Annotated in this window: 31 protein-coding genes; 15 read left to right on the top strand and 16 right to left on the bottom strand. The window is 63.6% G+C overall.

What is annotated here, in order from left to right; genetic code table 11:
• Positions 1-63 precede the first annotated feature (63 nt).
• The gene (locus IGB42_RS15050) at positions 64-615 is read right to left on the bottom strand and encodes a biliverdin-producing heme oxygenase (protein WP_201799955.1); all 552 of its coding nucleotides are present in this window, start codon (positions 613-615) and stop codon (positions 64-66) included.
• Positions 616-1,090: 475 nt separating this feature from the next.
• Here IGB42_RS15050 and IGB42_RS15045 point away from each other — a divergent pair, with 475 nt between their 5' ends.
• The 4 genes from IGB42_RS15045 (at position 1,091) to IGB42_RS15030 (ending at position 6,211) form a co-directional block, all read left to right on the top strand.
• Entirely contained in the window at positions 1,091-2,371 is a 1,281-nt protein-coding gene (locus IGB42_RS15045) for an isochorismate synthase (protein ID WP_159673059.1), read from the top strand.
• Positions 2,368-4,008, top strand: coding sequence for a (2,3-dihydroxybenzoyl)adenylate synthase (locus IGB42_RS15040; protein ID WP_159673057.1), 1,641 nt, complete (start codon positions 2,368-2,370; stop codon positions 4,006-4,008). Before IGB42_RS15045 ends, IGB42_RS15040 begins: the two co-directional genes overlap by 4 nt.
• Before the next feature lie 98 nt (positions 4,009-4,106).
• Positions 4,107-4,991, top strand: a complete 885-nt coding sequence (locus tag IGB42_RS15035) for an isochorismatase family protein (RefSeq protein ID WP_159673055.1) — start codon at positions 4,107-4,109, stop codon at positions 4,989-4,991.
• 443 nt (positions 4,992-5,434) lie between these two features.
• On the top strand, positions 5,435-6,211 hold the full coding sequence (locus tag IGB42_RS15030) for a 2,3-dihydro-2,3-dihydroxybenzoate dehydrogenase (RefSeq protein ID WP_159673053.1): 777 nt from the start codon (positions 5,435-5,437) through the stop codon (positions 6,209-6,211).
• Positions 6,212-6,391: 180 nt separating this feature from the next.
• Here the strand turns inward: IGB42_RS15030 and IGB42_RS15025 are convergent, their stop codons facing one another.
• The 10 genes from IGB42_RS15025 to IGB42_RS14980 form a co-directional block, all read right to left on the bottom strand.
• Positions 6,392-7,210, bottom strand: a complete 819-nt coding sequence (locus IGB42_RS15025; RefSeq protein ID WP_159673051.1) for a 4'-phosphopantetheinyl transferase superfamily protein — start codon at positions 7,208-7,210, stop codon at positions 6,392-6,394.
• The gene (locus IGB42_RS15020) at positions 7,197-7,595 is read right to left on the bottom strand and encodes a hypothetical protein (protein WP_159673049.1); all 399 of its coding nucleotides are present in this window, start codon (positions 7,593-7,595) and stop codon (positions 7,197-7,199) included. The genes IGB42_RS15025 and IGB42_RS15020 overlap by 14 nt, the downstream gene beginning before the upstream one ends.
• An 8-nt stretch (positions 7,596-7,603) precedes the next feature.
• Positions 7,604-8,104 (bottom strand): GNAT family N-acetyltransferase, encoded by a 501-nt coding sequence (locus IGB42_RS15015; protein ID WP_159673047.1) that lies wholly within the window; start codon positions 8,102-8,104, stop codon positions 7,604-7,606.
• A 257-nt stretch (positions 8,105-8,361) separates the two neighbouring features.
• Positions 8,362-8,721 (bottom strand): hypothetical protein, encoded by a 360-nt coding sequence (locus tag IGB42_RS15010; protein ID WP_159673045.1) that lies wholly within the window; start codon positions 8,719-8,721, stop codon positions 8,362-8,364.
• Positions 8,708-9,037, bottom strand: coding sequence for a hypothetical protein (locus IGB42_RS15005; protein WP_159673043.1), 330 nt, complete (start codon positions 9,035-9,037; stop codon positions 8,708-8,710). The genes IGB42_RS15010 and IGB42_RS15005 overlap by 14 nt, the downstream gene beginning before the upstream one ends.
• A 15-nt stretch (positions 9,038-9,052) precedes the next feature.
• On the bottom strand, positions 9,053-9,598 hold the full coding sequence (locus IGB42_RS15000; RefSeq protein ID WP_159673041.1) for a hypothetical protein: 546 nt from the start codon (positions 9,596-9,598) through the stop codon (positions 9,053-9,055).
• Positions 9,570-9,995: a hypothetical protein gene (locus IGB42_RS14995; RefSeq protein ID WP_159673039.1), complete on the bottom strand. Its 426-nt coding sequence runs from the start codon at positions 9,993-9,995 to the stop codon at positions 9,570-9,572. Before IGB42_RS14995 ends, IGB42_RS15000 begins: the two co-directional genes overlap by 29 nt.
• A 44-nt stretch (positions 9,996-10,039) precedes the next feature.
• Positions 10,040-10,606, bottom strand: coding sequence for a GNAT family N-acetyltransferase (locus IGB42_RS14990; protein WP_159673037.1), 567 nt, complete (start codon positions 10,604-10,606; stop codon positions 10,040-10,042).
• Entirely contained in the window at positions 10,584-10,874 is a 291-nt protein-coding gene (locus tag IGB42_RS22450; RefSeq protein ID WP_159673035.1) for an excalibur calcium-binding domain-containing protein, read from the bottom strand. Before IGB42_RS22450 ends, IGB42_RS14990 begins: the two co-directional genes overlap by 23 nt.
• 11 nt (positions 10,875-10,885) lie before the next feature.
• Complete coding sequence (locus IGB42_RS14980; protein WP_159673033.1) at positions 10,886-11,152, bottom strand: hypothetical protein; 267 nt, start codon at positions 11,150-11,152, stop codon at positions 10,886-10,888.
• A 459-nt stretch (positions 11,153-11,611) separates the two neighbouring features.
• Here IGB42_RS14980 and IGB42_RS14975 point away from each other — a divergent pair, with 459 nt between their 5' ends.
• The 10 genes from IGB42_RS14975 to IGB42_RS14930 all read left to right on the top strand — a co-directional run bounded on the left by IGB42_RS14975 (position 11,612) and on the right by IGB42_RS14930 (position 17,880).
• The gene (locus IGB42_RS14975) at positions 11,612-11,842 is read left to right on the top strand and encodes a hypothetical protein (RefSeq protein ID WP_159673030.1); all 231 of its coding nucleotides are present in this window, start codon (positions 11,612-11,614) and stop codon (positions 11,840-11,842) included.
• Complete coding sequence (locus tag IGB42_RS14970) at positions 11,839-12,045, top strand: hypothetical protein (protein WP_159673028.1); 207 nt, start codon at positions 11,839-11,841, stop codon at positions 12,043-12,045. Before IGB42_RS14975 ends, IGB42_RS14970 begins: the two co-directional genes overlap by 4 nt.
• 230 nt (positions 12,046-12,275) lie before the next feature.
• On the top strand, positions 12,276-13,634 hold the full coding sequence (chrA, locus tag IGB42_RS14965; protein WP_159673026.1) for a chromate efflux transporter: 1,359 nt from the start codon (positions 12,276-12,278) through the stop codon (positions 13,632-13,634).
• A 161-nt stretch (positions 13,635-13,795) separates the two neighbouring features.
• Positions 13,796-14,188, top strand: coding sequence for a VOC family protein (locus IGB42_RS14960; protein WP_159673024.1), 393 nt, complete (start codon positions 13,796-13,798; stop codon positions 14,186-14,188).
• Between the two features lie 54 nt (positions 14,189-14,242).
• Positions 14,243-14,854, top strand: a complete 612-nt coding sequence (locus IGB42_RS14955) for a hypothetical protein (protein WP_159673022.1) — start codon at positions 14,243-14,245, stop codon at positions 14,852-14,854.
• A gap of 15 nt (positions 14,855-14,869) precedes the next feature.
• Positions 14,870-15,376: a GNAT family N-acetyltransferase gene (locus tag IGB42_RS14950; RefSeq protein ID WP_159673020.1), complete on the top strand. Its 507-nt coding sequence runs from the start codon at positions 14,870-14,872 to the stop codon at positions 15,374-15,376.
• Between the two features lie 62 nt (positions 15,377-15,438).
• On the top strand, positions 15,439-15,879 hold the full coding sequence (locus IGB42_RS14945; RefSeq protein ID WP_159673018.1) for an SgcJ/EcaC family oxidoreductase: 441 nt from the start codon (positions 15,439-15,441) through the stop codon (positions 15,877-15,879).
• Positions 15,880-15,925: 46 nt separating this feature from the next.
• Complete coding sequence (locus IGB42_RS14940) at positions 15,926-16,507, top strand: GNAT family N-acetyltransferase (RefSeq protein ID WP_201799954.1); 582 nt, start codon at positions 15,926-15,928, stop codon at positions 16,505-16,507.
• 226 nt (positions 16,508-16,733) lie between these two features.
• Positions 16,734-17,201 carry a hypothetical protein gene (locus IGB42_RS14935; protein ID WP_159673016.1) on the top strand — a complete coding sequence of 156 codons (468 nt, stop codon included), beginning with the start codon at positions 16,734-16,736 and terminating at the stop codon, positions 17,199-17,201.
• A gap of 124 nt (positions 17,202-17,325) precedes the next feature.
• Positions 17,326-17,880, top strand: a complete 555-nt coding sequence (locus IGB42_RS14930; RefSeq protein ID WP_159673014.1) for an AAA family ATPase — start codon at positions 17,326-17,328, stop codon at positions 17,878-17,880.
• Here IGB42_RS14930 and IGB42_RS14925 read toward each other — a convergent pair.
• Positions 17,871-18,464: a hypothetical protein gene (locus tag IGB42_RS14925; RefSeq protein ID WP_159673012.1), complete on the bottom strand. Its 594-nt coding sequence runs from the start codon at positions 18,462-18,464 to the stop codon at positions 17,871-17,873. The two genes, IGB42_RS14930 and IGB42_RS14925, sit on opposite strands and share 10 nt — an antisense overlap.
• Between IGB42_RS14925 and IGB42_RS14920 the strand changes: the two genes are divergently transcribed.
• Entirely contained in the window at positions 18,463-18,891 is a 429-nt protein-coding gene (locus tag IGB42_RS14920; protein ID WP_159673010.1) for a VOC family protein, read from the top strand. The two genes, IGB42_RS14925 and IGB42_RS14920, sit on opposite strands and share 2 nt — an antisense overlap.
• 7 nt (positions 18,892-18,898) lie before the next feature.
• Here the strand turns inward: IGB42_RS14920 and IGB42_RS14915 are convergent, their stop codons facing one another.
• The 4 genes from IGB42_RS14915 to IGB42_RS22560 form a co-directional block, all read right to left on the bottom strand.
• Positions 18,899-19,588 carry a glutathione S-transferase family protein gene (locus IGB42_RS14915; RefSeq protein WP_159673009.1) on the bottom strand — a complete coding sequence of 230 codons (690 nt, stop codon included), beginning with the start codon at positions 19,586-19,588 and terminating at the stop codon, positions 18,899-18,901.
• 215 nt (positions 19,589-19,803) lie between these two features.
• Positions 19,804-20,172 (bottom strand): hypothetical protein, encoded by a 369-nt coding sequence (locus IGB42_RS14910; RefSeq protein ID WP_159673007.1) that lies wholly within the window; start codon positions 20,170-20,172, stop codon positions 19,804-19,806.
• Between the two features lie 2 nt (positions 20,173-20,174).
• On the bottom strand, positions 20,175-21,170 hold the full coding sequence (locus IGB42_RS14905) for a hypothetical protein (RefSeq protein ID WP_159673005.1): 996 nt from the start codon (positions 21,168-21,170) through the stop codon (positions 20,175-20,177).
• Between the two features lie 238 nt (positions 21,171-21,408).
• The gene (locus tag IGB42_RS22560) at positions 21,409-23,088 is read right to left on the bottom strand and encodes a carbohydrate-binding protein (RefSeq protein ID WP_159673003.1); all 1,680 of its coding nucleotides are present in this window, start codon (positions 23,086-23,088) and stop codon (positions 21,409-21,411) included.
• Positions 23,089-23,109 lie beyond the last annotated feature (21 nt).

Below are 23,109 nucleotides of genomic sequence, written 5' to 3'. Positions count from 1 at the left end.
TCCGGCTTGCCCTGATCTGACCCGGCATGTGCCAATCAGTTGCAGCGGATCCGTGGAACCGGATCAGGCAGTCTGGCCCTGCACCGCCTGGCTGTGGCGGGCAGCTGCGATGAATAGCGCAAACGCGTGCTGTGCGCCGGCATGCACCAAAGGTGCATCCGCTTCATCCACCTGTTCCAGCCCGGTCAGGAAGGTCTGCCAGAACGGCTGCCCGCTACCGTGCTGCAAAAAGCTGCCGGCGGCCTGCAACGCCGGGTTGCCACTGGCCTCCAGCTGGCGCGACAACAAACGCGCGCCCAGCCGCGATCCTTCCAGCACATAAGCGTAACCCCAGCGGCTGGCATCTGCGGCAATCTGCGGTGGCGCATCTGGCGCCCCCGGCACCTCACCCAGTTGCGCCAGATCGGCCTGCAGCACGAAGCGGCGGCAGCGCGCGGGCCAATCCGGCAACAGGGTGTCGATGCCGGCTGCTTCCAGCGCGGCTTCCAGCGGCACCAGCGCCGCCGCTTGCGCCGCCAGAAAACGCCGGTATTGCGCGACACCGGCAAAGGCATCGCTGCTGAGCAGGTCATCGAGCTCGGCGTGCAGCGCTGCGGTGGCAGAACGAAGTGACAAGCGCAAAGACATGGGCAGCCCGGGAAGTTGGTGGAACGGATGTCGTGTGGTTTGCGCGCTGCCCGCGGTGGCGGACGGCAAACCATTCAGGCTGGTATCTGATCACGTGAACGTGGCGCTGATCAAGGCGCTATGGCGTGCAGAACGCGCGCAGCCGGCCGTGCCTGACCACACCAGCATGCTGCATCACACCAAAAACGTGACCCGCAAGCATGCGTACAGATTTGAAAGAATTTTCTTACATATAAACATTTTGTTTCATATGAAAAAAGAAAGAAACGCTTGCCATTCATCATGCATCCAAAGATAATGAGAGTCAATCTCATTTGCATATCAGCAAGATTCGCTCTTGCCATGGCAATGCCGGCATCTGCCGGCCCCCGGGGGCCAAGCCATTCTGTCTTCAGCCAGGCCATCCTTTAGTCCCGCATATCATGCCCCGCTGCATGGTGTGCGCCGCAAGGAAGCTCACACCATGAACGACATCCTCCACGATTCCCCAGCAGCGCTGCCCGCTACCGCCAACGCCCTTCCCGCCGAAACCGGTTTGAAGGCGCTGCCTTCCGCAACAGAGCTGCTCGCCCGCTACCACACCGGCGCCAGCCTGTTCTCTTCGCCACGCCAGACCGTGCTGGGCGAAGGCATAGCCGCAGTATTGCCGCCCTGCCCCGCCAGCGAACTGGCTGCCAATGCCACCATGCTGCTCAACGCGCAACGTCAGCCTGGCCAGCCGGCACCCGTGCTACTGGGGGCGATTCCCTTCCAGCTGGATGCACCGGCCCGGCTGTTCATCCCGGCGCATTGCGAGCTGGGCAGCGGCGTGAGTGCCGCAGCCGTGGCCCGCACCGTTGCCTATGCCGTGCCGGCCGAGCAACCCAGCAACCTGCGCAAGCCCGGCCGCGTGCAGATGCAGCCGTGCCCGCAGGGCTATCAGGACAACGTGAGCAGTGCGCTGCTGCGCATGCGTGATACCGCGCTGGATAAAGTGGTGCTGTCGCGCTCGCTCACCGTCGAGGCCGGCATCGATGTACCGGCCTTGCTGCAACGGCTGGCCAGCCGCAACCCGCGTGGCTATACCTTTGCCATTTCGCTGGGTGAAGAACAGCCGCGCACGCTGGTGGGCGCCAGCCCCGAGCTGCTGCTGACGCGCCAGGGCACGCGGGTGGTTTCCAACCCGCTGGCAGGTTCGATTCCGCGCAGTGCCGATCCGGCGGAAGACCGCCGCCGCGCCGAAGGCCTGTTGCAATCGGCCAAGGACAAATACGAACACGCGCTGGTGGTGGATGCCGTCGGCGCTGCGCTGCGCCCGTTCTGCAGCACTTTGCACGTGCCGGCCCAGCCGGTGCTGCTGGCCACGCCCACCATGTGGCACCTTTCCACCGAGGTGTATGGCGAGCTGGCCGACCCGGCCACCACCGCGCTGGAACTGGCACTGGCGCTGCACCCCACGCCGGCGGTATGCGGCCACCCCACTGCGGACGCGCGTGAATTCATCCAGCAGGTGGAAGGGTTCGACCGCCGTTTCTTCACCGGCCTGACCGGCTGGTGCAATGCCGATGGCGATGGCGAATGGGCAGTAACCATCCGCTGCGCCGAAGTGGGCGAGCAATCGGCCACGCTGTATGCCGGTGCCGGCATCGTGGCGGGCTCAGAGCCGGTGCTGGAGCTGCGCGAAACCAGCGCCAAGCTGCGTACCATGCTGGGTGCGATGCAGCTGGAAGCACAACTTGAAGCCATCCTGGAGGGCCAGTCGTGAGCACCACGCCATTGCCCGGCTTTACGCCGTGGCCAGCGGAATTTGCCGCCCGCTACCGCGCCAGCGGCTACTGGACCGGCCAGACCTTTGGCGCGCTGCTGCAACAGCGGGCGGATGAACACCCGCAGCGCGAAGCCATCGTCTGCGGCCAGCGCCGCTGGACCTACGCCGAGCTGAACCGGCGTGCCAACCAGCTGGCCGCCGGCTTCACCCGCATCGGCCTGCGTGCGCAAGACCGCGTGGTGGTGCAGTTGCCCAATATCGCCGAATTCTTTGCCGTGTGCTTTGCACTGTTCCGCATCGGTGCACTGCCGGTGTTTGCGTTGCCCGCACACCGCCGCACCGAGATCGGCCACTTCTGCGCATTTGCCGAAGCGCGCGCCTACATCATTGCCGATACCGACCAGGGCTTCGATTACCGCGAACTGGCGCGCCAGGTGCTGGCGGCAGGCAGCCAGCCGCTGCAGGTGATCGTGGCCGGCGACGCCGCCGAGTTCACCGCGCTGGACAGCCTGTATGACACGCCGTGCGAAATCGCCGGCCCGGCTGCGGGCGATGTGGCGTTCTTGCAGCTCAGCGGCGGCAGTACCGGTTTATCCAAACTGATCCCGCGCACGCACGACGATTACCTGTACAGCGTGCGCGCCAGTGCCGAGATCTGCGGGCTGGATGCCGCTACTGTGTACCTGTGCGCATTGCCGGTGGCCCACAATTTTCCGCTCAGCTCGCCGGGCAGCCTGGGCGTGCTGTACGCCGGCGGCAAGGTGGTGCTGGCGCCGCAACCCAACCCGGCGGTGAGCTTCCCGCTGGTGACGGCCGAGCGCGTCACCGTCACCTCCCTGGTGCCGCCGCTGGCCATGATCTGGCTGGATGCCGCCGCGGCACGCCAGCATGATCTGTCCAGCCTGCGCATGCTGCAGGTAGGGGGCGCCAAGTTTGCTGCAGAAGCAGCCAGCCGCGTGCAGGCCGAGCTGGGCTGCCGGCTGCAGCAGGTATTCGGCATGGCCGAGGGCCTGGTGAATTACACCCGCGATGACGACAACGAAGAGATCGTCACCACCACGCAAGGCCGGCCGATCTCGCCGGATGATGAAGTACGCGTGCTGGACGACGAAGACCAGCCGGTTGCCCCCGGCGAGCTGGGCCATTTGCTGACACGTGGCCCGTACACGATACGCGGCTACTACCTGGCGCCCGAGCACAATGCGCGTGCATTCACCGCTGACGGCTTCTACCGCACCGGTGACCTGGTGCGGCAACTGCCCTCCGGCCACCTGATCGTGGACGGCCGCGCCAAGGACCAGATCAACCGCGGCGGCGAGAAAGTGGCCGCCGAGGAAATCGAGAACTACCTGCTGGCCCACCCGGCGGTGCACGACGCCGCCGTGGTGGCGATGCCCGATGCCTATCTGGGCGAGAAGACCTGCGCCTTCATCATCCTGCGGGGCGAACCCGGCAACCAGGCCATCCGCCCGGCGCAGCTCAACGGCTTCTTGCGTGAACGCGGCATCGCCCAGTTCAAGATTCCGGACCGGATCGTGTTTGTCGACCGCTTTCCCAAAACCGGCGTGGGCAAGGTGAACAAGCGCGCACTGCGCGAACACATCAGCCAGCAACTGGCGGAAGCCGCCCAGTAGCCGTTGATGGCCCGGTACGCATGTGCCGGGCCGGCCCAGCCGCTCCCGGTATCCCGACCCCAGTCCCATTCCTCTCCATCCATCAGAGACGCAACCGCATGACCATTCCCCGTATTGCCACCTACCCGATGCCGGAAGCCGCCGCGCTGCCATCCAACCGCGTGGACTGGCTGCCAGACCCGAAGCGTGCCGTGCTGCTGATCCACGACATGCAGCAATACTTCCTGGATTTCTACGATGCCAGCGCCGCGCCGGTGCCCACGCTGATCGCACACATCCGCCAACTGCGCGACGCGTGCGATGCCGCCGGCGTGCCGGTGGTGTACACCGCGCAACCGGTAGATCAGCCGCCCGCGCACCGTGGCCTGCTGAACGACTGGTGGGGCCCGGGCATCACCGCCAAGCCCGAGCTGTACCCCATCGTCGCCCCGCTGGCGCCGCGCAGCAGCGATACCGTGCTCGACAAGTGGCGCTACAGCGCTTTTGCCAAAAGTGACTTGCTGCACCGGCTGCAAACGCAAGGCCGTGACCAGTTGATCGTCTGCGGCATCTACGCGCACATCGGCGTGATGATGACAGTGGCCGAAGCCTTCATGAACGACATCCAGCCCTTCCTGGTGGGTGATGCGGTCGCCGATTTCTCTGCCGAAGAACACGCCATGGCACTGAGCTATGTATCGCGCCGCTGCGGCGTGGTGCTGCCCACTGCCGGCGTGGTGAGCGCGCTGCAACCGAAAGCGGCCGCTGCCGAAATACCCGCCAGCCTGGATGCGCTGCGTACCGAAGTGGCCAAGGTGCTGCAGGTACCGGCGTCCGACTTGCATGTGGATGACAACCTGCTGGACTACGGCCTGGATTCGATCCGGCTGATGAGCCTGGCCGAGCGCTGGCAACGTGCCGGCGTGACGCTGGAATTCGTCGCGCTGGCCGAGCAACCCACGCTGGCGCAATGGTGGGCACTGCTGAGCGCGCAGGCACGCTGAGCACGGCGATTGCAGGCTGGTGTGCGGCGAGTTTGCCAGCGCGCAGGCGCCGATGATGCGGCGGACCGGCCGGGCTTGGCGGTGGCAGCTTGTGTTCTGCACCTCGCCGGCCGCACCTCGCCAGCCATACCTCGCGGGCCGCACCTCGACCACCGCACCGCGATGGCACCCCTTTGCACGGCCCGCACCTCATCGCTGGCGCGGCACCGTTGCACAGGTCTGGTCAGCAGTGCCAGCCACGCCGCATCGGCACTGCAGCAGTGCAGCTGGACGGGGTGGCATGCCGGGCAAGCGGTCTTGCAGGTGTGTGGTTCTTGCCTGCCCACGGCAGCATCAGTAGATGCGTGCTGGCTGGCGTCGGCCGCACATTCAGCCAGCACCGGGCACGGCCAGCACAACCAGCCATTGCAAACGGATCTTTCCCCTCTCACCTGGATAACACGATGGAATTTCACAATCAGATCGCCGTGGTGACCGGCGCCGGCACCGGCATCGGCGCAGCCGTCGCGCTGGCACTCGCCGCACAAGGTGCACACGTCGCGGTGCTCGATCAGGACGCTGCGAGCGCGGCCGATACCGTCGGCAGCATCACCGCAAACGGCGGCCGCGCACTGGCGCTGACGGTGAACGTGCGCGATGGTGCCGCCGTGGAAGCCGCCATTGCCCGCATCGAAACCGAACTCGGCCCCATCGCCGTACTGGCCAACGTGGCCGGCATCCTGCGCCCGTCATCCATCCTCGATCTGGACGACGCCGACTGGGAAGCCACCTTCGATGTGAACTGCCACGGCACCATGCGCGTCTGCCGCAGCGTGGCACGCCGCATGGTGGCACGCCGCGCCGGCAGCATCGTCATCGTTGGCTCCAACGCAGCCAACACCCCGCGCATCAATATGGGTGCCTACGCCGCATCCAAGGCCGCCGCCGCACAATTCGGCCGCTGCCTGGCACTGGAACTGGCCGAGTACGGCATCCGCTGCAACCTGGTCTCGCCCGGCTCCACCTACACCGCCATGCAGCGCCAGCTCTGGACCGGCCCGGAAAGCGAACAGGCCGTCATCGACGGCGCCCTCGCCAGCCACCGCCTGGGCATCCCGCTACGGCGCATCGCCACCCCGGAAGACATCGCAGACGCCGTCTGCTTTCTCGCCTCCCCCCGCGCCCGCCACATCACCATGCATGACCTGCGCGTAGATGGTGGTGCGACGCTGGATGCGTGAGCGATGATGTTTGATTCATGAAGCGAAGCGGCCTGATTCAGTTGGCATGACAGGCATGGAATGGGTTTCGTACCGGATTGATGCATGCCGCTTCAATCACATCGGCGAGCAGCGCGATCCGCATCTGCGCTTCACCGTGCTGAACCACCTCTCGCCGGTGTCGTAAACCGGCTTCAAAGGCTAATCCCCGGCCGTATCTGCCGCCTGATCCCACAAGGCCAGCGCCCCCGCATACCCGGCGGGCACCGGCAACACCCATGCCCGCGTGGCTGGTGCTGCGGCGGCAAAATCCACCTCGCCCACCTGCCCGCTGGCGGCCAGCACATAGTGGCCTTCTGCATGCGGCAAAGCGGACATTGCATCCATATCATCACCGATGCCCACGCCCCACGCCTTCAGCACCGCTTCCTTGCCGGCCCAGATTGCATAGAAGGCGGCCGCATCACTGCCACTGGCGCAGTGCGCACGCTCGGCGGCGCTGAATACGCCATGTACCAGCTCGGTAAGATCCAGCGCACGCTGCGCCTCGATATCCACCCCTACCGGGCAATGATCGGATAGTGCGATCAGCGCGTAATCCCCCGCGTGGGAGACATTGAAAAACGGCCATGCCGCGCCTGCAGCGATCAGGCTGTCCGCATCGCTGGCCGCCGGCATGTTGTCCGCCCCCGGGCGGATGGTGACCAGCCCCTCTACACCCAGCATGGGCTTGCCATGCGGGCCGGCCACCAGCGGCACCGCCAGCGGCGTTACGCCCAGCCGCCCGGCCAGCAACTGGCGCAATGCCAGCCGCGTCAGCGCAAAGCGCAACTGGTCGGCACGCTGCCGGTAGCGCAGGCAGCGCGTGTGTTCATCCGGGGTGAGCATCGCCCACTGCGCATCGTCGGGTTCGCCCAATGCCGGCAGCGGCAACTGCCACACCTTTACACCGGGCGGCGCCGTGGGCACCGCCAGCAAGGTCAGCGCGGGCAGGATGGAGCCGGCTTCAATCTGCGGCATATTCAGCCACCCTTGCATGCGGACATGGCATTGTCAGTACCACCAGCGCATAAGGCAGCAGCAATACCGTACACACAGGTAGCGCAACCCAAAGTGGAAACAGCACGAGCACACCAGTGCACAACAGCACACAGGCAATCGCGCTGCGCCGCGTAATCAGCCAGCACAGCAACATCCCCAGCAGGCAAACACCGCTGCGGATGAGCATGCTGGTCAGGTCGAAATGCATGGCCGGCAGCGCGGCCTTGACGGGTGCGGAAAACGGCAGGATCAGCACCACGCACACCAGCACGAAGCCACCCAGAAAGCAGCCCAGCCAGCCACAGAAGTCCGCCACCGCAAACAGGCCTCGCGCCAGCCTGGCATTCGCTGTTTGAGCGCTCACCGGCATGCTCATCCGCGTGCCAGCGCCGGGGCTCTGGCAGTGGCCAGCACCAGGCTCATCGGGTTGTAGGGCGAGCCATACCAGTACAGCGTTTCGCTGGTGCGCTGGAAGCCATTGCGCGCGTAGAAGCCGATGGCATTGTTGGATGCATACACGGTGACCTGCGCGGTGGGGTAAGCCGCGGCCACCGCGCCGATGGCCGCATCCAGCAAGGTCCGGCCGATACCGGTTTTCTGCAGCGCATCCACCACGAACAACTGGTGGATATGCGCGGCAGGCGAGATCGAAATGAAGCCGGCAAAGCGCTTGCCCAGCCACGCCGCCAGATATACATAGCCCTGCTGCTGCAACCACAACGCCTTGGCCAGCGAGTTTTCCTGCAGGAAGGCCGCGCGCGCAGCGTCATCCATGTCCGGATAGAAATGCTGCTCGGCCGACAGCATCAGCAAATCGATGGCGGCGATCAGGTCGTCGGGGCTACAGGGGCGGATGGTCAGATGGGCGGACATGGCTGCATGGGTGGATTCAAGATCCGCTCTCGGTTCATATCAATCAAAGCATCAGCATGCTGACGCAGATAGTCAAGCATCAGGACAGCGGATTGATCATCGCCCTGATGAAACCTGCTGTCCAGTAGGAGCCGCCAACAAACCCAACTGGCAAGGTTGCCCGGGCGTGCCGAGCTGGCGCGCATTCCACCGCGTCCTGTCGGCAACGCCAAAGCCACGCGGTGCGGTGCATCCGGGCAAGCAGCAATCAACCGCGTTCACTTGCGCCAGTCCAGCAAGCCGGATATCCAGCGCGCCCTGCCATTGATCGTGGTTTCACCCAACGCCTGCGTCAGCACACGTACCAGGCTGAAGCCGTCCGTTGCCGCCCATTTTTCGTCGTAGCGCTCGAGATAGGTAGCACGCAGCGCGCGCTCGTCACAGCGCTCCCACTGGTTGATCAGTTCTGCTACCACGTGGATGGCATCCTGCAGATCGGCGACCTGCTGCAGGCACTGCGCCATGCGTTCCGGCGGGCTATCGCTCAAGCTGCAAGCGCCGGCAATATGGCGGGTATGGATGATTGCGGCATGCATCACGGCAAGGTAGCCACGCTGGTACGGTTCAGAGGGCAGCATGATTGCGGGGTACTCCGGATGTTGCTGCCAGATAGTGTTCGGCTGCGGCAGTCGCTTTGAAAACCGGCCGCGTGCCCCGGTCATGCTGCTGTGGCCAGCGACTACTGAAATGGCGCTTGCCACGCCAGCGGTATTGCCAGCGCAGCATGCGTTGCCGTGCCAGCCGGCCCAGTGCATGGCGCAGCAGCAGCGGATCGATCCGCCGGCCGTACCCGCTTTGCAGGATGCGCAGCGCAACGGGCAAGCTCATATTGTCGCCCACTGCCATCGCCAGCAGGCTGTCTTCGATTGCGGAGCAGGCAAACGGTGCGTTCATGCCGGGGCTGGCGCGCTAGCGCACGTCAAACTCGAAGGTGCGCAGCACCTTGTCTTCCACCAGCACGCGGATGCGGTAGCGGCCGGGGGGATCGCCCGGCAGTACCGACCACATATTGCTGATGACGCCATTCTTGCCCGGCACCACCGTGCGTTCCAGCACCGAGGTGGTGCCACCGCCGGAAATCGTGCGCTTGCCGAGGATTTCATCCACCCCCCAGTTGGCTGGCGGCGCCGGCAGCGTGAATTCCTCGCGCCAGCGCACGGTCTGCTTTTGCGTACGCAGCTGGATCATCCAGCCATACGCCTGGTCCGGTTTCAGCGGCACCACGTTGGTGACGGTGAAGCCGGGCAGATGTGCATCCGGATTGTCGATCAGCCCGAAGGACGCAGCAACAATCTGCACACCACCGGCGATGCCCGGCGACGGATAGATGGCCTTGGCCTGCGCCTGCAAGGCCGTGGCGACGATCGCCAGTGCCAGTGCAGTGCGGCATGCCAGCGGCCATGCTGGTGCGGACCGCGATGCGGGTTCAGCTTTTATGGCGGAAAACGTATTCATCGAGCTTGGGTTTCAATCGTTCTATATGTTGTTCAAACAGGCTGTTGCAGGCGGTAAGCTTGCGATCCAGGTACGCCCAGTAGGCGCTGGGATCGCCATTCTTGATCGTCTGCCTGGCCACGGCAATCTCTTGCTGCGCCAATTGCTGCATGGCGGATTTGGCCTCGTCTTCATCGGTGAGCACGATACCCATCATCAGGTACACGCCGATCATGGTTTGCGACACCATGCTCTGCTCCGGCGTGATGATCTCGAACTGCTCACCCGCCTGCTTGTACATCGCGCTTTGTGCCGAGCAATCGAGAAACTGTTGCGCCAGCTCGTGGCCGGGCTCCGGGCTGGCCTGCGCGGTACCGCCCAGCAGCGCCAACGCCAGCACATACGGTGAAATACGCATGTTGCTCTCCTTTGTTCGCGGCGCCGGCCCGGCTTGGCGGCAGCTCAGCGCGCATGCAACTCGTAGCGCACCGATACCTGCCCGGCAATTTCCTTGCGTGCGGTTTCCTTGAATCCCAATGATTTCACCAGCCGGGTACTGCGCGTGTTATCGATGAATGCATAGGCGGTCACCACGCGGATTGCCGTGCTGGCAAATACATGGGTCAGCAGCGCGCTCGCGGCCTCGAACGCAATGCCCCGCCCCCAGCACGCCGGGTCAACCACCCAGCCGATATCGAATTCATTCAGTGTATTGCGGGCAAAGTAAATCCGCCCGACGATGTGGCCGTTTTCCAGCACCGTGATGCTGCCGGCACCATGCCGCTGCCAGCAGTCATTGCCATTGGCAATCGAGCGCGCCAGCCCTTCTACCGTCACGTTGTGATTGAAATCGGGGCAAGCCAGCACTTGCGGGTGCTGCAGGATATCCAGCAATGGCCCGATATCATCCGGTTCGCACAGGCGCAGCAGCAAGCGCCCGGGCTTGCCTTGCACCCCGGCCGCCAGCATCTGGCCCGGCACTGTATCGCAAGCGGCCAGCAATGCGTCAATGGCACCATTGTTGTTCACAAGGCTCACCATCGTTGTTGCCATCCATTTTCACATCGGGGCAATGCGCGAGGAAAAACCGCGCCTCGGCACAGGAGGTCATTTGCGAGCAATGGGTACGCCCATCGCAGCGCCAGTTGCCGGTCTGCTGCAGGCCATCACTGCCGGCCGTGTGCGCTGGCGCCATGGTTTCTTCAGCCGGCGCTGCGAAGGCAGTGCGCTGCTGGTAACGCGCATACCCCTGCCAGCCCACAACAACCAGAATGATCAGCACGATGATTTTCTTCATTGCAAAACGCCTCAAAACGCCAACGCGCAGGCAGCAATCGCCGCGAAGTACGCCGCGCCCATCCATTTCAGCCGGTGCAAACGGCGGAAAACCATCAGGCCCCGGGCTGACAATGCATCGGTTACGGCCCCGGAAACCACGAAATCGTCCCCGTCGCTGATGCTTTGATCAATGTTGGTGGCCAGGGCAATTCCCTCCTGATCGCTTTTGCCATCCGCATCGAAAAACTTCGGGGGCGCCCGCAGGATCAGCGCGCGAGCGCGGCGGCACTGATCCATATGAAACCACAACAGCAAGGCCCGCCCGGACCGGTGGTCGTTACCCGGAACAGGTTTACTCCTGTTGCGAAGTCACCGTGTTCCGCGTGTCGGTACGCCCTTTGAGGGTAGCAGCAAATGGCATCATTTCCGGCAACATGGCAGCAACCCTCCGCACCGGATTGATCGGTAAAGCTGCATGGGAGCACCTTTCCCTGCACGGCAGATGCACATTGCCCCGCGTCAGCCGCGCAGGCCCCGTCTACTGAGGTAGCGATCTGCATGCGCATCGCATGCATCAAAAACCGGCATGACATACGTGATAACAACGACGAAAAAACCCTTAAAATAATCACGTTCGTGTTGACAATGCACAGACACAAATGTGATAATAGCCTCGTAACATCGCAACCGCCGCCGCTTTTCCCAATCAGTACAGCGTGATGTTGCAATCAATGAGGATGGGGAGTTCAGCCAGTCATGAGCACGTTCACTATTGCCATCAACGAGCGCGCCTTTGCGGTCGATTATGACTATGTGCCTGCACTGGCGCAGCGCCAGCAACATGAAGACATGGCCATCAACGCCGCCTGCGTGGGCGGCGTTGATGTCTGGGACATGCTGGCACCGTACTGGCAGGAACAAATAGAAGCCGCCGCGTGGCAGGAAGCGCGCGACGTCCACAATAGTTATGCAAGGAGAGCAGCATGAATACCCAGAGTGTGCTTGATATCCTGGCGCGCAGCTGCGCCGATCTGGCCGAATGCAACGCCGAACTGGCACGGCGCGAGCGCGCCACCGTGATTGCCCATCCGGCCATCAGCGGTGATCTGCGCCAGCTGCGTGAAGTGGAAGCGCGTACCGGGCTGATCTTCCGCCGCCGCAATGGCCAATGGCATTTGCTGGATGACTGAAACACAACGCACAGCCGCACACGGCACCACCGTTTCATCTGCATGATCTACAGTGGCAGCCATGAAAAACCGGCTGTCACTGCCCCCCTCCCCCGCCGCTGCGCCGGCACCCTGCGCGCGTCACCCGCTGGCGGTACTGCAATGCAGTGCCGCCGGGTTTCCACAGCCCCTTTGCCCCGCACCACAGCAACCGCAATGGGCAGGCCCGCTCAGGCAGCGGGAGGTTACTCATGCAACACCATGACACCCCTGCGGCCTTAGCTGCACCGCCAGCGGCGGTTTCCTTCTGGCAAGCGCTGCTGTTCTGGCTGAAGCTGGGCTGCGTCAGCTTTGGCGGCCCGGCCGGGCAGATTGCGCTGATGCATCAGGAGCTGGTGGAGAGGCGGCGCTGGATATCGGAGCGGCGCTTCCTGCACGCGCTCAACTATTGCATGCTGCTGCCGGGGCCGGAGGCCCAGCAGCTGGCCACCTATATCGGCTGGCTGATGCACCGCAGCCGGGGCGGCATCGTGGCAGGGGTGCTGTTCGTGTTGCCGTCGCTGCTGATCCTGATTGCGCTGTCGTGGGTGTATATCGCATTCGGCAACGTACCGGTGGTGGCCGGGGTGTTCTACGGCATCAAGCCGGCCGTTACCGCCATCGTGCTGCATGCCGCGCACCGCATCGGCGGGCGGGCGCTGAAAAACCCGGTGCTGTGGGGCATCGCCGCATTGTCGTTCGTGGCGATCTTTGCACTGAACCTGCCGTTTCCGCTGATTGTGGCGGGCGCAGCGGTGATCGGTTATTTTGGTGGCCGTATCGCGCCGGACAAATTCAAGGCCGGGGGCGACCATGGCAAGGCCGGCAAATCGTACGGCGCGGCGTTGATCGATGACCACACGCCAACGCCGCCGCATGCACGGTTTACGTGGGCAGGCCTGCTGCGCATTGGTGTGATCGGCCTGCTGCTGTGGGTGCTTCCCATGGGGGTGCTGACCGCCCTCTTTGGTTGGCAGCACGGTTTCACCCAGATGGGCTGGTTCTTCACCAAGGCCGCGTTGCTGACTTTTGGCGGTGCGTATGCGGTGCTGCCCTATGTGTATCAGGGCGCCGTCACCCATTACGGCTGGCTGAGCGCCACGCAGATGATCGATGGCCTGGCGCTGGGCGAAACCACACCGGGCCCGCTGATCATGGTGGTGGCCTTTGTCGGTTTTGTCGGTGGCTACGTGCAGGCCAGCTTCGGGCCGGAGCTGGCGTTTGCCGCCGGCGTACTGGCCGCCGTGCTGGTGACCTGGTTCACCTTCCTGCCGTCGTTCATTTTCATCCTGGCAGGCGGACCACTGGTGGAAGCCACGCATGACGATCTGACCTTCACTGCGCCACTCACCGCCATCACTGCGGCGGTGGTCGGCGTGATCCTGAACCTGGCGCTGTTCTTCGCATATCACGTACTGTGGCCCAGCGACTTTGCCGGTGGCTTCGCGTGGATACAGGCGTTGATCGCACTGGCGGCGGCCATTGCGCTGTTCGTGTTCAAGCGCAATGTGATCCATGTGCTTGCCGGCTGCGCACTGGTGGGCTTGCTACTGAAAATACTGCAGCACTGAGCGCTGGTCACGGCGTACCCCGATACGGCTGCAGGCATTAACCGGGGGATGAAAAGAATTAATCACCCCGTAAGAAACAAGGTGCCCAATGCTATAGTGAGGCGCGCCGTCGGCAGTGCCCACACCGTATGCGCAAAGTCCCCATTCGCAGGAACCCTGCCATGAAATTTGGCTACACCATCATCTACGTGCCGGACGTTGCCGCATCGCTGGCGTTCTTCGGGCAGGCATTCGGCTTTGCCACCCGCTTCCTGCATGAATCGGGCACCTATGGCGAGCTGGAAACCGGCGCCACTGCACTCGCCTTTGCTGCACACGAGCTGGCCACCGGCAACTTCAGCGCCGGCCATGTGGCCGCAGATACCTCCCCGCAGCCGCTGGGCATGGAAGTGGGCTTCATCACCGGCGATGTCGCCGCCGCGCACGCACGCGCACTGGCTGCCGGTGCCACCGAACTCTCTGCCCCCGTCACCAAACCCTGGGGCCAGCAGGTATCGTATGTGCGCTGCCCGGATGGCACGCTGGTGGAACTTTGCAGCCCGATCGGCCACTGAATGGACTGATCCCGCGGATCAGCACATCCTTCCTCTTTCAAGAACAGGTACGCCATGACCAACGATACCCTCGCTGCGTTCCAGCAATCCATCTTCAAGAATCAGCCCATCCCCGCCGATGTGCAAACGCTGTTCGCGCTGCAAAGCGCACGCGTGCCCAATGATGACGAATATGCCGATGCCTTCGAGGCCATCCAGTGCCGGCTGATCGGCCCGGATGACGCCATCGCCTTGCTCGATCACTCGTACCTGAGCGAAGAAGAGCTGGCCAATCCCGACATCGCCGCCAACGTTGCCGCCACCAAGGAAGTCTTTGCACTGATCACTTTCGTGGTGCAGAACGACAACAGCGATGTCATCGGCTACTGGCACGGCCCGGAAGGCACGCCGATCGGGCAGGCCGCCATCGTGAAGTACGACAGCGAAGGCCAGTTCAGCCTGCTGCAGGGCACTACGCTGACCGAAGCACTGCTGGGCGATTACGTGTTCGACGACGATGAAGAATTCACCTCGCTGCGCGACTGGTTTGCCGAGGATGGCATCACCATCACCGCCAGCAACTGGGACGACCTTGCCAGCCCCGAGCCCGCCAGCACGCCGGATGATCTGCACGAAACACTGTACAACCAGCACCGCACCGCCGCCGGCTTGCCGCCGTACCAGTAAATTGCAGCCGACTTCATGCCGCCGACCATCCGCCCCGAAGCCGCTGCCGATATCCCCGCCATCGCGGCCCTCACCCGCGATGCGTTTGCCGATCAGCCCTACAGCAGCCACACCGAGCATTTCATCATCGCTGCGCTGCGGGACAGCGGCGCGCTGAGCATCTCGCTGGTGGCCGAGCAGGATGGCATGGTAGTCGGGCATATCGCGTTTTCGCCGGTACGGATCAGCGATGGCGCCAGCGGCTGGTTTGGCCTCGGGCCCATTGCCGTGGCACCTGCGCAGCAACGCCAGGGCATCGGCAACGCGTTGATGCAGCAGGGGCTGACCGCCTTGCGGGCGCTGCCAGCCAGTGGCTGCGTAGTGCTGGGCGACCCGGTGTTTTACCGCAAGTTCGGCTTTGCCAACCACCCGGCACTGGTGCTGGCGGATGTGCCACCGGCCTACCTCATGGCGCTGTGTTTTGATGGCACATTACCCAGCGGGCAGGTGCGTTACCACCCCGCATTCAACGCCACCCGCTAATCACTCGCCATGCTGGCGCATCACGCCAACGCGCTATCCGGCAGCCCATCAGGAGATCACGCATGACCACGCAAACCGATCCATTGCTGCAAGTGCTCGATGCCTACGCAGCGGCGGTACTCACCAAGGATGTTGCTGCCTTCGCCGCGCTGTACGACGCTGACGTACATCTCTTCGACATGTGGGGTAGCTGGTCGATGCAGGGCATTGCCGCGTGGCGCGACATGGCCAGCGGCTGGTTTGCCTCACTCGGCGACGAACGGGTGGTGGTCAGCAGCCAGCAGGCGCAATCCACCCAGCTGGGCGATCTTGCCATCGGCCACGCCATCCTCACGTTCACCGCCATCGCCGCAGACGGCAGCAAGCTGCGCTCACTGGATAACCGCCTCACCGTGGCACTCCGGCGCAATGACGACGGTTGGAAAATCATCCACGAGCATACATCCGCCCCGATCGAGCATGCGTCGATGAAGGCTGTTCTGCAGTATCCCGCCGGCGGCTGAGCATCGGTCCGCTGCGCATCACTGCAGCGGAGATCACTGCCAATGCTTGCCTGAAATCCGCTGCACCGCTACGGTGGTGAACCGCCAGATCACCGTTACCGCCAATCAATCCATGCAAGCGCAACACGCCATCACCATCCGCCCTGCCCGGCTGCCTGCCGACCATGATCGCCTGCTGGCAGTCATTCACGAATACGTGCAATGGCTGGACATGGATTTGTCCTACCGTGGCTTTACAGCGGAAATGGCCCAGTTCGATACGCTGTTCACGCTGCCCAGTGGGCTGTTCCTCTTTGCGGAGCACGCCGACGATATTGCCGGGTGCGTGGGCCTGCTGCGCCACGATGCCCACACCGCGGAAATCAAGCGCCTGTACGTGCGTCCGCCATACCTGGGCAGGCAGTTGGGGCAGCAATTGCTGGATGCGCTGGTCAGTACCGCGATGCAGCTGGGCTACACCCGGCTGGTGCTGGATGCGGTACCGCAAACCGTCGTCGCGCAGCAGTTGTATCTGGCGTACGGCTTTACCGAAATCGCACCGTATTACGCCAACCCGTTGCCGGGCACGCGGTTTTTCGGCCTGGGCTTGGGTGAGCATGCCGGCCCGTTCAGTAGCGTTCGTGTCTGAGCAGCGCTTGGGCACTAATGCCAGTTGTAACCAGATCGGGGCTGGAATGGCTAAACTGACAGAGTCAGCACAACCGACTTGCATGGTAGCAGCGCAGCCTATCGCGTCTAGGCAGCTCCGGCGGGCTGGATGCCAACAATACCAAGCCGCGAACTTCCAGCAGTAAAGGCCTGTCGACCAAATAGGAGCCGCGGTTTCACTGCCCCATTCCAGACCAGGAATCATCATGAAAACAATCATTGCTGCACTGATCGTGATCTCGGCAGGATATGCGCAGGCGGATACCACCTTGCTGACGTGCAATGGCGCGGGCTGGGTAACCGATGCGCAAACCACCAACAGCATGGAATACAACTACAAGACGGAAAGCTACGACAAAAGCACCAGCAGTTCGACCATCGTGCACAAGCCGTTCTCCGGTGCCGCCACGGTGGAGCTGGCGCAGAACAGCGTGCGGCTGAAGTTTCCGCATGATCTGGTGCCGCCGCTCAGCGACGGGCGCGATGCGTGGTACGCGCTGAATGATTCGTTCGTTGGCGACAAGGAAATCACCGGCGCGGTGAAGTTCAACCTGTTCAACAAACCCAAGGTACGCATCGACCGCATGACCGGCCAGCTCTCGGTCATCAGCGGCTTTGGTGAATTCAATGCCAGTTGTGCGGTGGTGGATAAGGCCGCCGGGCCGAAGTTCTGAGTGCCCGCTTGCAACGCAGGCCATGATTGCCCGCAGCAGCAAACGGCATTGCAGGCCGCTGGCTGATACGGAATAGCTACCATGCATCTGGCCCATTGATCACCAAGCCCCAGAGCAGGCAGGCATGAAAACCGACAGACCGATCCTGTATATTTTCTCCGGACTGCCCGGCAGCGGCAAAACCACGCTGGCCCAGGCCATCACGCAACAGCTTGAGGCCGCATATTTGCGTATCGATACCATCGAACAAGTGCTGCGGGATCTGTGCGCGATCAACGTGCAGGGCGAGGGCTATCAGATGGCCTACCGGATAGCGGCAGACAATCTGCAACAAGGCATGAGCGTGATCGCGGATTCATGCAATCCCATCGCACTCACCCGCCACGCATGGGCTCAGGTTGCGCAGGATGCACACGCGCATTACATCAATATCGAGGTGATCTGCACCGATCCCGTCGAACATCGCCACCGGGTGGAAACGCGCGCGGGCACCGTGCCGGGGCTGACGCTGCCAACATGGCAGGACGTAGCAAATCGTGAGTATCACGCATGGGCCGGGGAACGGATCATCATCGATACGGCGGGGAAAAGCATCGCGGATAGCGTGGATGCGTTGTTGTACAGGCTTGCTCACCATGTGCAGACTGACCACACCCTGTGCAGGCCGACTCAGGTATGAAAACCCATGACGAATGCCAGGAATGCCGCCAGGTACGCCAGCGTGCCGGTCACTGCCAGGCCGGCAACGGCATAGCCGAGTAGCCTCTTTCTTGATTGCCCTTTGCGGACACCGGCGCGGATGAACGCTGCGCTGGCAGCCACGCCAAACACCAGCACCGCAAGCGGCAAGATCGTCTCTGCCGGTACGCTACCGGCTGCAATCAGCATGACACTGGCAAAAGCCAGCGTCACAAACAGGAACAACAGTTTCATCGATTCAAGCCGGCAGGTTGCAGGAGCTGGATAAGCAGTATTCCAGATGCACGCCTGTACCGGGGGCGGAATTGAGCAATGCAACACGGCGTGCTCACCCATCACGGCCCTGCCCGGCATTGCCCGTAGGCGTCCGCCCATGCGAGGGTTGCACCCGGTCGTCACCTGGCAACCGGCGCTGCGGTCCCGCCAGCAACGGCGGCATTTGTACCCGTGGCATCCGCGCCAATCTGCCAGACAATGCAGCAAGCCCCGCAACGCGACAGCGACAGCGACATCATTCCGGGCACCTGCCGCGCCCATCGCAAAGCCGTACAGGAGATATGTCATGAAACCTGCCATCACCGTCATCACCCTGGCCGTTGCCGATCTGGAACGCGCACTGCATTTCTACCGCGATGGCTTGGGCTTTGCCACCGACGGCATCGTCGGCACCGAGTTCGAGCACGGTGCTGTCGTGTTCATCGATCTGCAGCCGGGGCTGAAGCTGGCGCTGTGGCCGCGCAGCAGCCTCGCGCACGATACGGGGCTGCCGGTGGGGGTGCCCAGCCCTACCGGGCTGAGCTTGGGGCACAACGTGGATTCCCGCGCGGCCGTGGACGATGTGATGGCACAGGCGCAAGCAGCCAGCGCCACCCTCATCAAGCCCGCGCACGATACGTTCTGGGGTGGCTACTCCGGTTACTTCCAGGATCCGGATCAGCATGTGTGGGAAGTGGTGTGGAACCCGGCTTGGGCCGGGGCCAAGGATGCATGACTGGCGCTCAAGCGTCCGCAGCGTCCAGAAAACGTGGCGCAAGGCCAGCGCGGCCGGGATAAAACTTGAACCAGGGCCGGGCCTGTTCGATGGTAGCGGCCACGGCCGGATGTGCCAGCAAGCGTTCGAAGTAGGCCGCCAGCAGCGCATGCGCTGCCGGTATCGGCACATAGGTCACCGCGTAGAACAAGGCGGGCGCGGCAGCGCAATCGGCCATGCTGAACGCATCGCCGGCCAGCCAGTCTTGCCCCGCCAGTTGTGCATCCAGCATGCGGTAGGCCATCAGCAGGCGCTGGTGCGCCTGTAGCACGCTGCCGGCATCGCGTTCGGTTTCCGGTTTGAGCAGGTCTGCGGTGCAGGCCTGCATCGGTGTCATCACATACAGGTCGCACAGGCGGTCCCACAGCCGCACGTCCAGAGCCTGCGCCGGGTCAGCCGGGATCAGCGCGTGGCCGCTGCGCGCATGACGCTGCTGCAGGTATTCGATGATGATGCTGGTTTCCGCAACCGGCCGCCCCTGATCGACCAGCAACGGCATCTTGCCGGTAGGCCACAACGCCAGGAAGGCGGCCCGCTCGCTGGCATCACCCAGGTTGAGCAACTGCCTGTCGGCGTCCACCCCCAGCACATCGAGCGCGATCAGCACCTTGTGGCAATAGGACGAAAGCGGGTGATAGTGCAGTGTGAGGTCGGCCATCCGTATTCATCCATCAAGCGGTCTGCGGGCATGCCGCAACAATGCATCACGATGTTGCCGCGGGCTGGCGAAGTCAAGCGCCGCACGGCCGGCCAGCAGGGTCGGCTGCTTTCCTGCAACCGAGCACCGGGGCCGGGCTTTCGGCGCCGCGGGCCGCAGCTACCTTGTATCCTGTATCCATAACAGCAACAGAAAAGCGGCAGCAGCAAGAGCCGCTAACAAAACCCTGCTGGCGGCGTTACGCTCACTGGCCGTACGCTTTGTACTGTCTGCGTTTCGCGTGCCTTGCCAGCATCGCTACACTGGGCTTTGTTAGCAGCTCTACGCGCAACAGCCCATACATAGCTAACGATCAGGCCGCCGACCACGTACCCGGCAACCCTTACCCTCGCTCTTCCGCTGTGGAATTCACGCCAGGCCAGCATGGTGGTGGTGACAAGGCCGATGATGAAAGTCAGGCCAAACGTCGCGGCCAGAAAGTAGGTCCACTGGTAAACATCCAGGCGGAACGAGCCCGCAGCCACAACGGCCAGCGCCAATCCCAACAGCAAGCCTGATCCGATAAAAACCCGGTAAACCTTCATCGTCAGGCCAGTGCATCCGGCAGGATGTCACGCAACTGCTGCTGGCGCAGCCCGTCGTATGCCCACGCATGGTATTGGTGGAACAGCTTGTGGTGTTCGAACGCATCCGGGATGTTGCCTTGCGCCTCGCACAGCTGCGACAGCGCGTGATGGATATCCTTGAGCGTATGCGCAAGGCCCAGGCTCTCGGCATCGTGCAGCGCCAGCTCCAGTGCTTGCCGTGCCTCCGCCCACTGGCGGGTGCGCATCTGCAGCCGGCCCTGCTGGATCAGGCAGAACACGCGCGCCCAATGGTTGTTGGCGCCTGCGGCCAGCGCCAGCGCACTGTCGATATGGTTGCGTGCCGCGGCCAGATCACCGGCCTCGCCCGTGGCAATGCCGGCATACATATGCCACTCGGCCAGGAATGGCTCGCCGGGGGCGGCGGCAATCAGGCTGCGCGCCTGCGCCAGCCAGTCGGGCATCTGCGCGTAGCGTTGCAGCGTATTCAGGCTGGATACCAGATTGAGCACCGCCATCGCCTGCAGGCGTGCATCCATCCCGGGCATAGCCAATGCACGCTGGTTGTAGCTGAGCGCGGCATCGGCGCGCTCCCACACCTGGCAGATGCGCCCCAGCCCCACCAGTGCCTCGCCCTGCATGGCGGTATCGCCGGCGGCTTCGGCCAAGGCCAGCGCCTGTTGCCAATCGGCCAGCGCCAGTGCGTAATCGGCATGCGCGTAATGCAGCGCCGCACTGCCAAGGCAGGAGCGGCACAACAGCGCCTGCGCCCACGGGCCGGGTTCGTTGCTGATCAGTTGCCGGGCGTCGTGGTAGGCCTGCAGCGCCAGTTGCGGTTGCCACAATGCCTCCAGGCAGCGGCCGCGCTCGATCAGGCCGGCCGCCACGCCCAGTTGGTCGGCATCATTGGTGGCCTCGCGCAGGTGCGCATCGGTCACGGCAAGCTGTTGCTGCGGGCTGGTGTACCAGCGGTCGTCGCTGCCTTGTTGCAGTGTCATCGTGCCCTCCTCGGGTCTGTCGCCCTTGCATGTCACCTTACTATATCGAAGCCGCCGGATACCGTCTGCAGCGCGGCAGCAGAACAGCAATGGCCGCGTCATGCCGGGGCTGCCACCACCCGCAGCGCAACGAAAAAACCCCGCCAGCCAAACGCCCGGGCGGGGTAAATACTGGCGCGCAGGGTGTCCGCATGCCAGCCTAGGGGAAGCACTGGCGGCAACCTGCCGGTGCGCGGGCTTATTGCCAGACCGGCAGGGTATCGAGCAGGTTCACCAGCTTACCGGAAATCGCCTGGTGGTCTTTCACCGACGGATGCCACTGGCAACCCAGGCTGTCGAGGCCGTCGTAATAGAAGTAGGCGACGCGCGTATCGCCTTGGGCATTTGCTTCGTTGACGATCTCTTGCGCCACTTCGCGCAAGGTATTGTCCGGCCACAGCGCGGTGGCGCTTACCACGATGTACGGATTGCCGTAGCGCTGGCGCAACTGGGCAATGAAATCGCGGTAGGCACTCTTGTAGGTGCTGCGCAGCGTGGCGGTGGTATACACCTCGCCCGCATTCACCGGCGTGGAGAAATCATTGATGCCAAGGCCGATCACCACCACTTGCGGCCGCCAGTTGCCCGGGTTCTGCCACACGCTGCCGGCATCGCCCAGCAACACACGGTTGTAGTAAGTGCGGTAGTTCACGTCGGCCAGGTTGCCGTTGTAGTTGCGCACCAGCCCCAGGCCCGAATACCCGTTGATCTGGTACGCGGCACCGTAATGCCTGGCGGTAAGCGCGCCAAACGCGGCATCGGCGTTCGACGTGGCGGTGATCTCGGCATCGGTGCATTCACGCTTGCCCGATTCCGCACCCAGCCCTGCGGTATACGAATCGCCGATAAACTCGATCTGCCGCAGCGGCGCTGCCGCCGGCGGCAAGATCTGCCCGCCCGCCGCAGCCACCAGCCCGCCAAAGCGCGCACTGCTCCAGGTGGTTTCGTTGCGCTTGCTCAGCCGCAGCGTATGGTTGCCTGCCGGCAAGCCGTTCACCCAGTAGGTGGTCTTGCCCGGCTGGGTGATCTTGCCCCAGGGCTGACCATCGATCTCCACGTTGTACACGCCCACGCTGTCGTCCAGCACCAGGCCCACACCGCTGCCGCTGAAGCGGCCCTCTAAGTACACGCCCGGCCAGCTGAAACTGACCTGGTCCGGTGCATCCTGCTGCAGGCGGCCGCCATAGGTCACCTGCGCCAGCACGCCGGCCGGCGTGGGCAGCGTGGTCGGTGGGATGGTTGGAATGAGCGTTGGAATGGCGGTTGGCATGGGGGTGGGAGCGACTGTGGGCACCACCGTCGGTACGGGTGTCGGTGTAGCGGTATCGCAACTGCCGATGCGCTTCCATGGTCCCCATTCACCCGAATCAGCGGGAATATCCCTCTGCGTCCACCACTTCGCTTCATAACGGTTGCCCAGGTAGCTCACCCGCTGGCCGCCGCTGTAGGCAGTTGCGCTGTTCCATGCGGCATCACTGCATGTGCCCGGGTTGGCGGTTGGCTGCGGCGTTATCGATGGCTGCAGCGTGGGCGGCACCGGCGTTGACGTGGGCTTGAGGGTGGGCGATGGTGCAACGGTGGGGCGCTGCGTGGCCGGCACCGGGGTGATGGTGGGCTGCGGGGCAAGGGTCGGTACCGGCGTGATCGCAGCGCAGCTGCCACCGGCGCGCCACAGGCTGCTGCCGGTTTGCGGATACCAGTTGGTGCCCGGATAGGCGGTATGCGTAATCAGCGCCGTATATGCCTGGTTCTGGTACTGCACCACGCTGCCGGCAGCGTAAAGCTTGCCCTCTGCCCAATCCGGGCAGGCGGCCTGCACGGCGCCGCTGAGTGCCAGCAGTGCCAGATAGCCCCAGCGGGCTTCGATTGTGTGTTTCATGCGGTTCTCCAACCATCTTCG

Origin of the sequence: Andreprevotia sp. IGB-42 (assembly GCF_009848685.1) — a bacterium.
GTDB lineage: Bacteria > Pseudomonadota > Gammaproteobacteria > Burkholderiales > Chitinibacteraceae > Andreprevotia.
Note: the sequence above shows the minus strand (reverse complement) of the source record. Positions and strands in the feature narration are given on the sequence as shown.

Bases quoted from the DNA above. Each gene is read 5' to 3' on its own strand.
- IGB42_RS22450 (WP_159673035.1), bottom strand. From the start codon at position 10,874: ATGAAGAAAATCATCGTGCTGATCATTCTGGTTGTTGTGGGCTGGCAG.
- IGB42_RS22560 (WP_159673003.1), bottom strand. From the start codon at position 23,088: ATGAAACACACAATCGAAGCCCGCTGGGGCTATCTGGCACTGCTGGCA.
- IGB42_RS15035 (WP_159673055.1), top strand. From the start codon at position 4,107: ATGACCATTCCCCGTATTGCCACCTACCCGATGCCGGAAGCCGCCGCG.
- IGB42_RS15045 (WP_159673059.1), top strand. From the start codon at position 1,091: ATGAACGACATCCTCCACGATTCCCCAGCAGCGCTGCCCGCTACCGCC.
- IGB42_RS14980 (WP_159673033.1), bottom strand. From the start codon at position 11,152: ATGGATCAGTGCCGCCGCGCTCGCGCGCTGATCCTGCGGGCGCCCCCG.
- IGB42_RS14995 (WP_159673039.1), bottom strand. From the start codon at position 9,995: ATGCGTATTTCACCGTATGTGCTGGCGTTGGCGCTGCTGGGCGGTACC.
- IGB42_RS14945 (WP_159673018.1), top strand. From the start codon at position 15,439: ATGACCACGCAAACCGATCCATTGCTGCAAGTGCTCGATGCCTACGCA.
- IGB42_RS14905 (WP_159673005.1), bottom strand. From the start codon at position 21,170: ATGACACTGCAACAAGGCAGCGACGACCGCTGGTACACCAGCCCGCAG.
- IGB42_RS14920 (WP_159673010.1), top strand. From the start codon at position 18,463: ATGAAACCTGCCATCACCGTCATCACCCTGGCCGTTGCCGATCTGGAA.
- IGB42_RS14955 (WP_159673022.1), top strand. From the start codon at position 14,243: ATGACCAACGATACCCTCGCTGCGTTCCAGCAATCCATCTTCAAGAAT.
- IGB42_RS14930 (WP_159673014.1), top strand. From the start codon at position 17,326: ATGAAAACCGACAGACCGATCCTGTATATTTTCTCCGGACTGCCCGGC.
- IGB42_RS15005 (WP_159673043.1), bottom strand. From the start codon at position 9,037: ATGAACGCACCGTTTGCCTGCTCCGCAATCGAAGACAGCCTGCTGGCG.
- IGB42_RS15010 (WP_159673045.1), bottom strand. From the start codon at position 8,721: ATGCTGCCCTCTGAACCGTACCAGCGTGGCTACCTTGCCGTGATGCAT.
- chrA (WP_159673026.1), top strand. From the start codon at position 12,276: ATGCAACACCATGACACCCCTGCGGCCTTAGCTGCACCGCCAGCGGCG.
- IGB42_RS14925 (WP_159673012.1), bottom strand. From the start codon at position 18,464: ATGACATATCTCCTGTACGGCTTTGCGATGGGCGCGGCAGGTGCCCGG.
- IGB42_RS15025 (WP_159673051.1), bottom strand. From the start codon at position 7,210: ATGCCGCAGATTGAAGCCGGCTCCATCCTGCCCGCGCTGACCTTGCTG.
- IGB42_RS15015 (WP_159673047.1), bottom strand. From the start codon at position 8,104: ATGTCCGCCCATCTGACCATCCGCCCCTGTAGCCCCGACGACCTGATC.
- IGB42_RS14910 (WP_159673007.1), bottom strand. From the start codon at position 20,172: ATGAAGGTTTACCGGGTTTTTATCGGATCAGGCTTGCTGTTGGGATTG.
- IGB42_RS14960 (WP_159673024.1), top strand. From the start codon at position 13,796: ATGAAATTTGGCTACACCATCATCTACGTGCCGGACGTTGCCGCATCG.
- IGB42_RS14935 (WP_159673016.1), top strand. From the start codon at position 16,734: ATGAAAACAATCATTGCTGCACTGATCGTGATCTCGGCAGGATATGCG.
- IGB42_RS14915 (WP_159673009.1), bottom strand. From the start codon at position 19,588: ATGGCCGACCTCACACTGCACTATCACCCGCTTTCGTCCTATTGCCAC.
- IGB42_RS15030 (WP_159673053.1), top strand. From the start codon at position 5,435: ATGGAATTTCACAATCAGATCGCCGTGGTGACCGGCGCCGGCACCGGC.
- IGB42_RS15000 (WP_159673041.1), bottom strand. From the start codon at position 9,598: ATGAATACGTTTTCCGCCATAAAAGCTGAACCCGCATCGCGGTCCGCA.
- IGB42_RS14950 (WP_159673020.1), top strand. From the start codon at position 14,870: ATGCCGCCGACCATCCGCCCCGAAGCCGCTGCCGATATCCCCGCCATC.
- IGB42_RS14970 (WP_159673028.1), top strand. From the start codon at position 11,839: ATGAATACCCAGAGTGTGCTTGATATCCTGGCGCGCAGCTGCGCCGAT.
- IGB42_RS14975 (WP_159673030.1), top strand. From the start codon at position 11,612: ATGAGCACGTTCACTATTGCCATCAACGAGCGCGCCTTTGCGGTCGAT.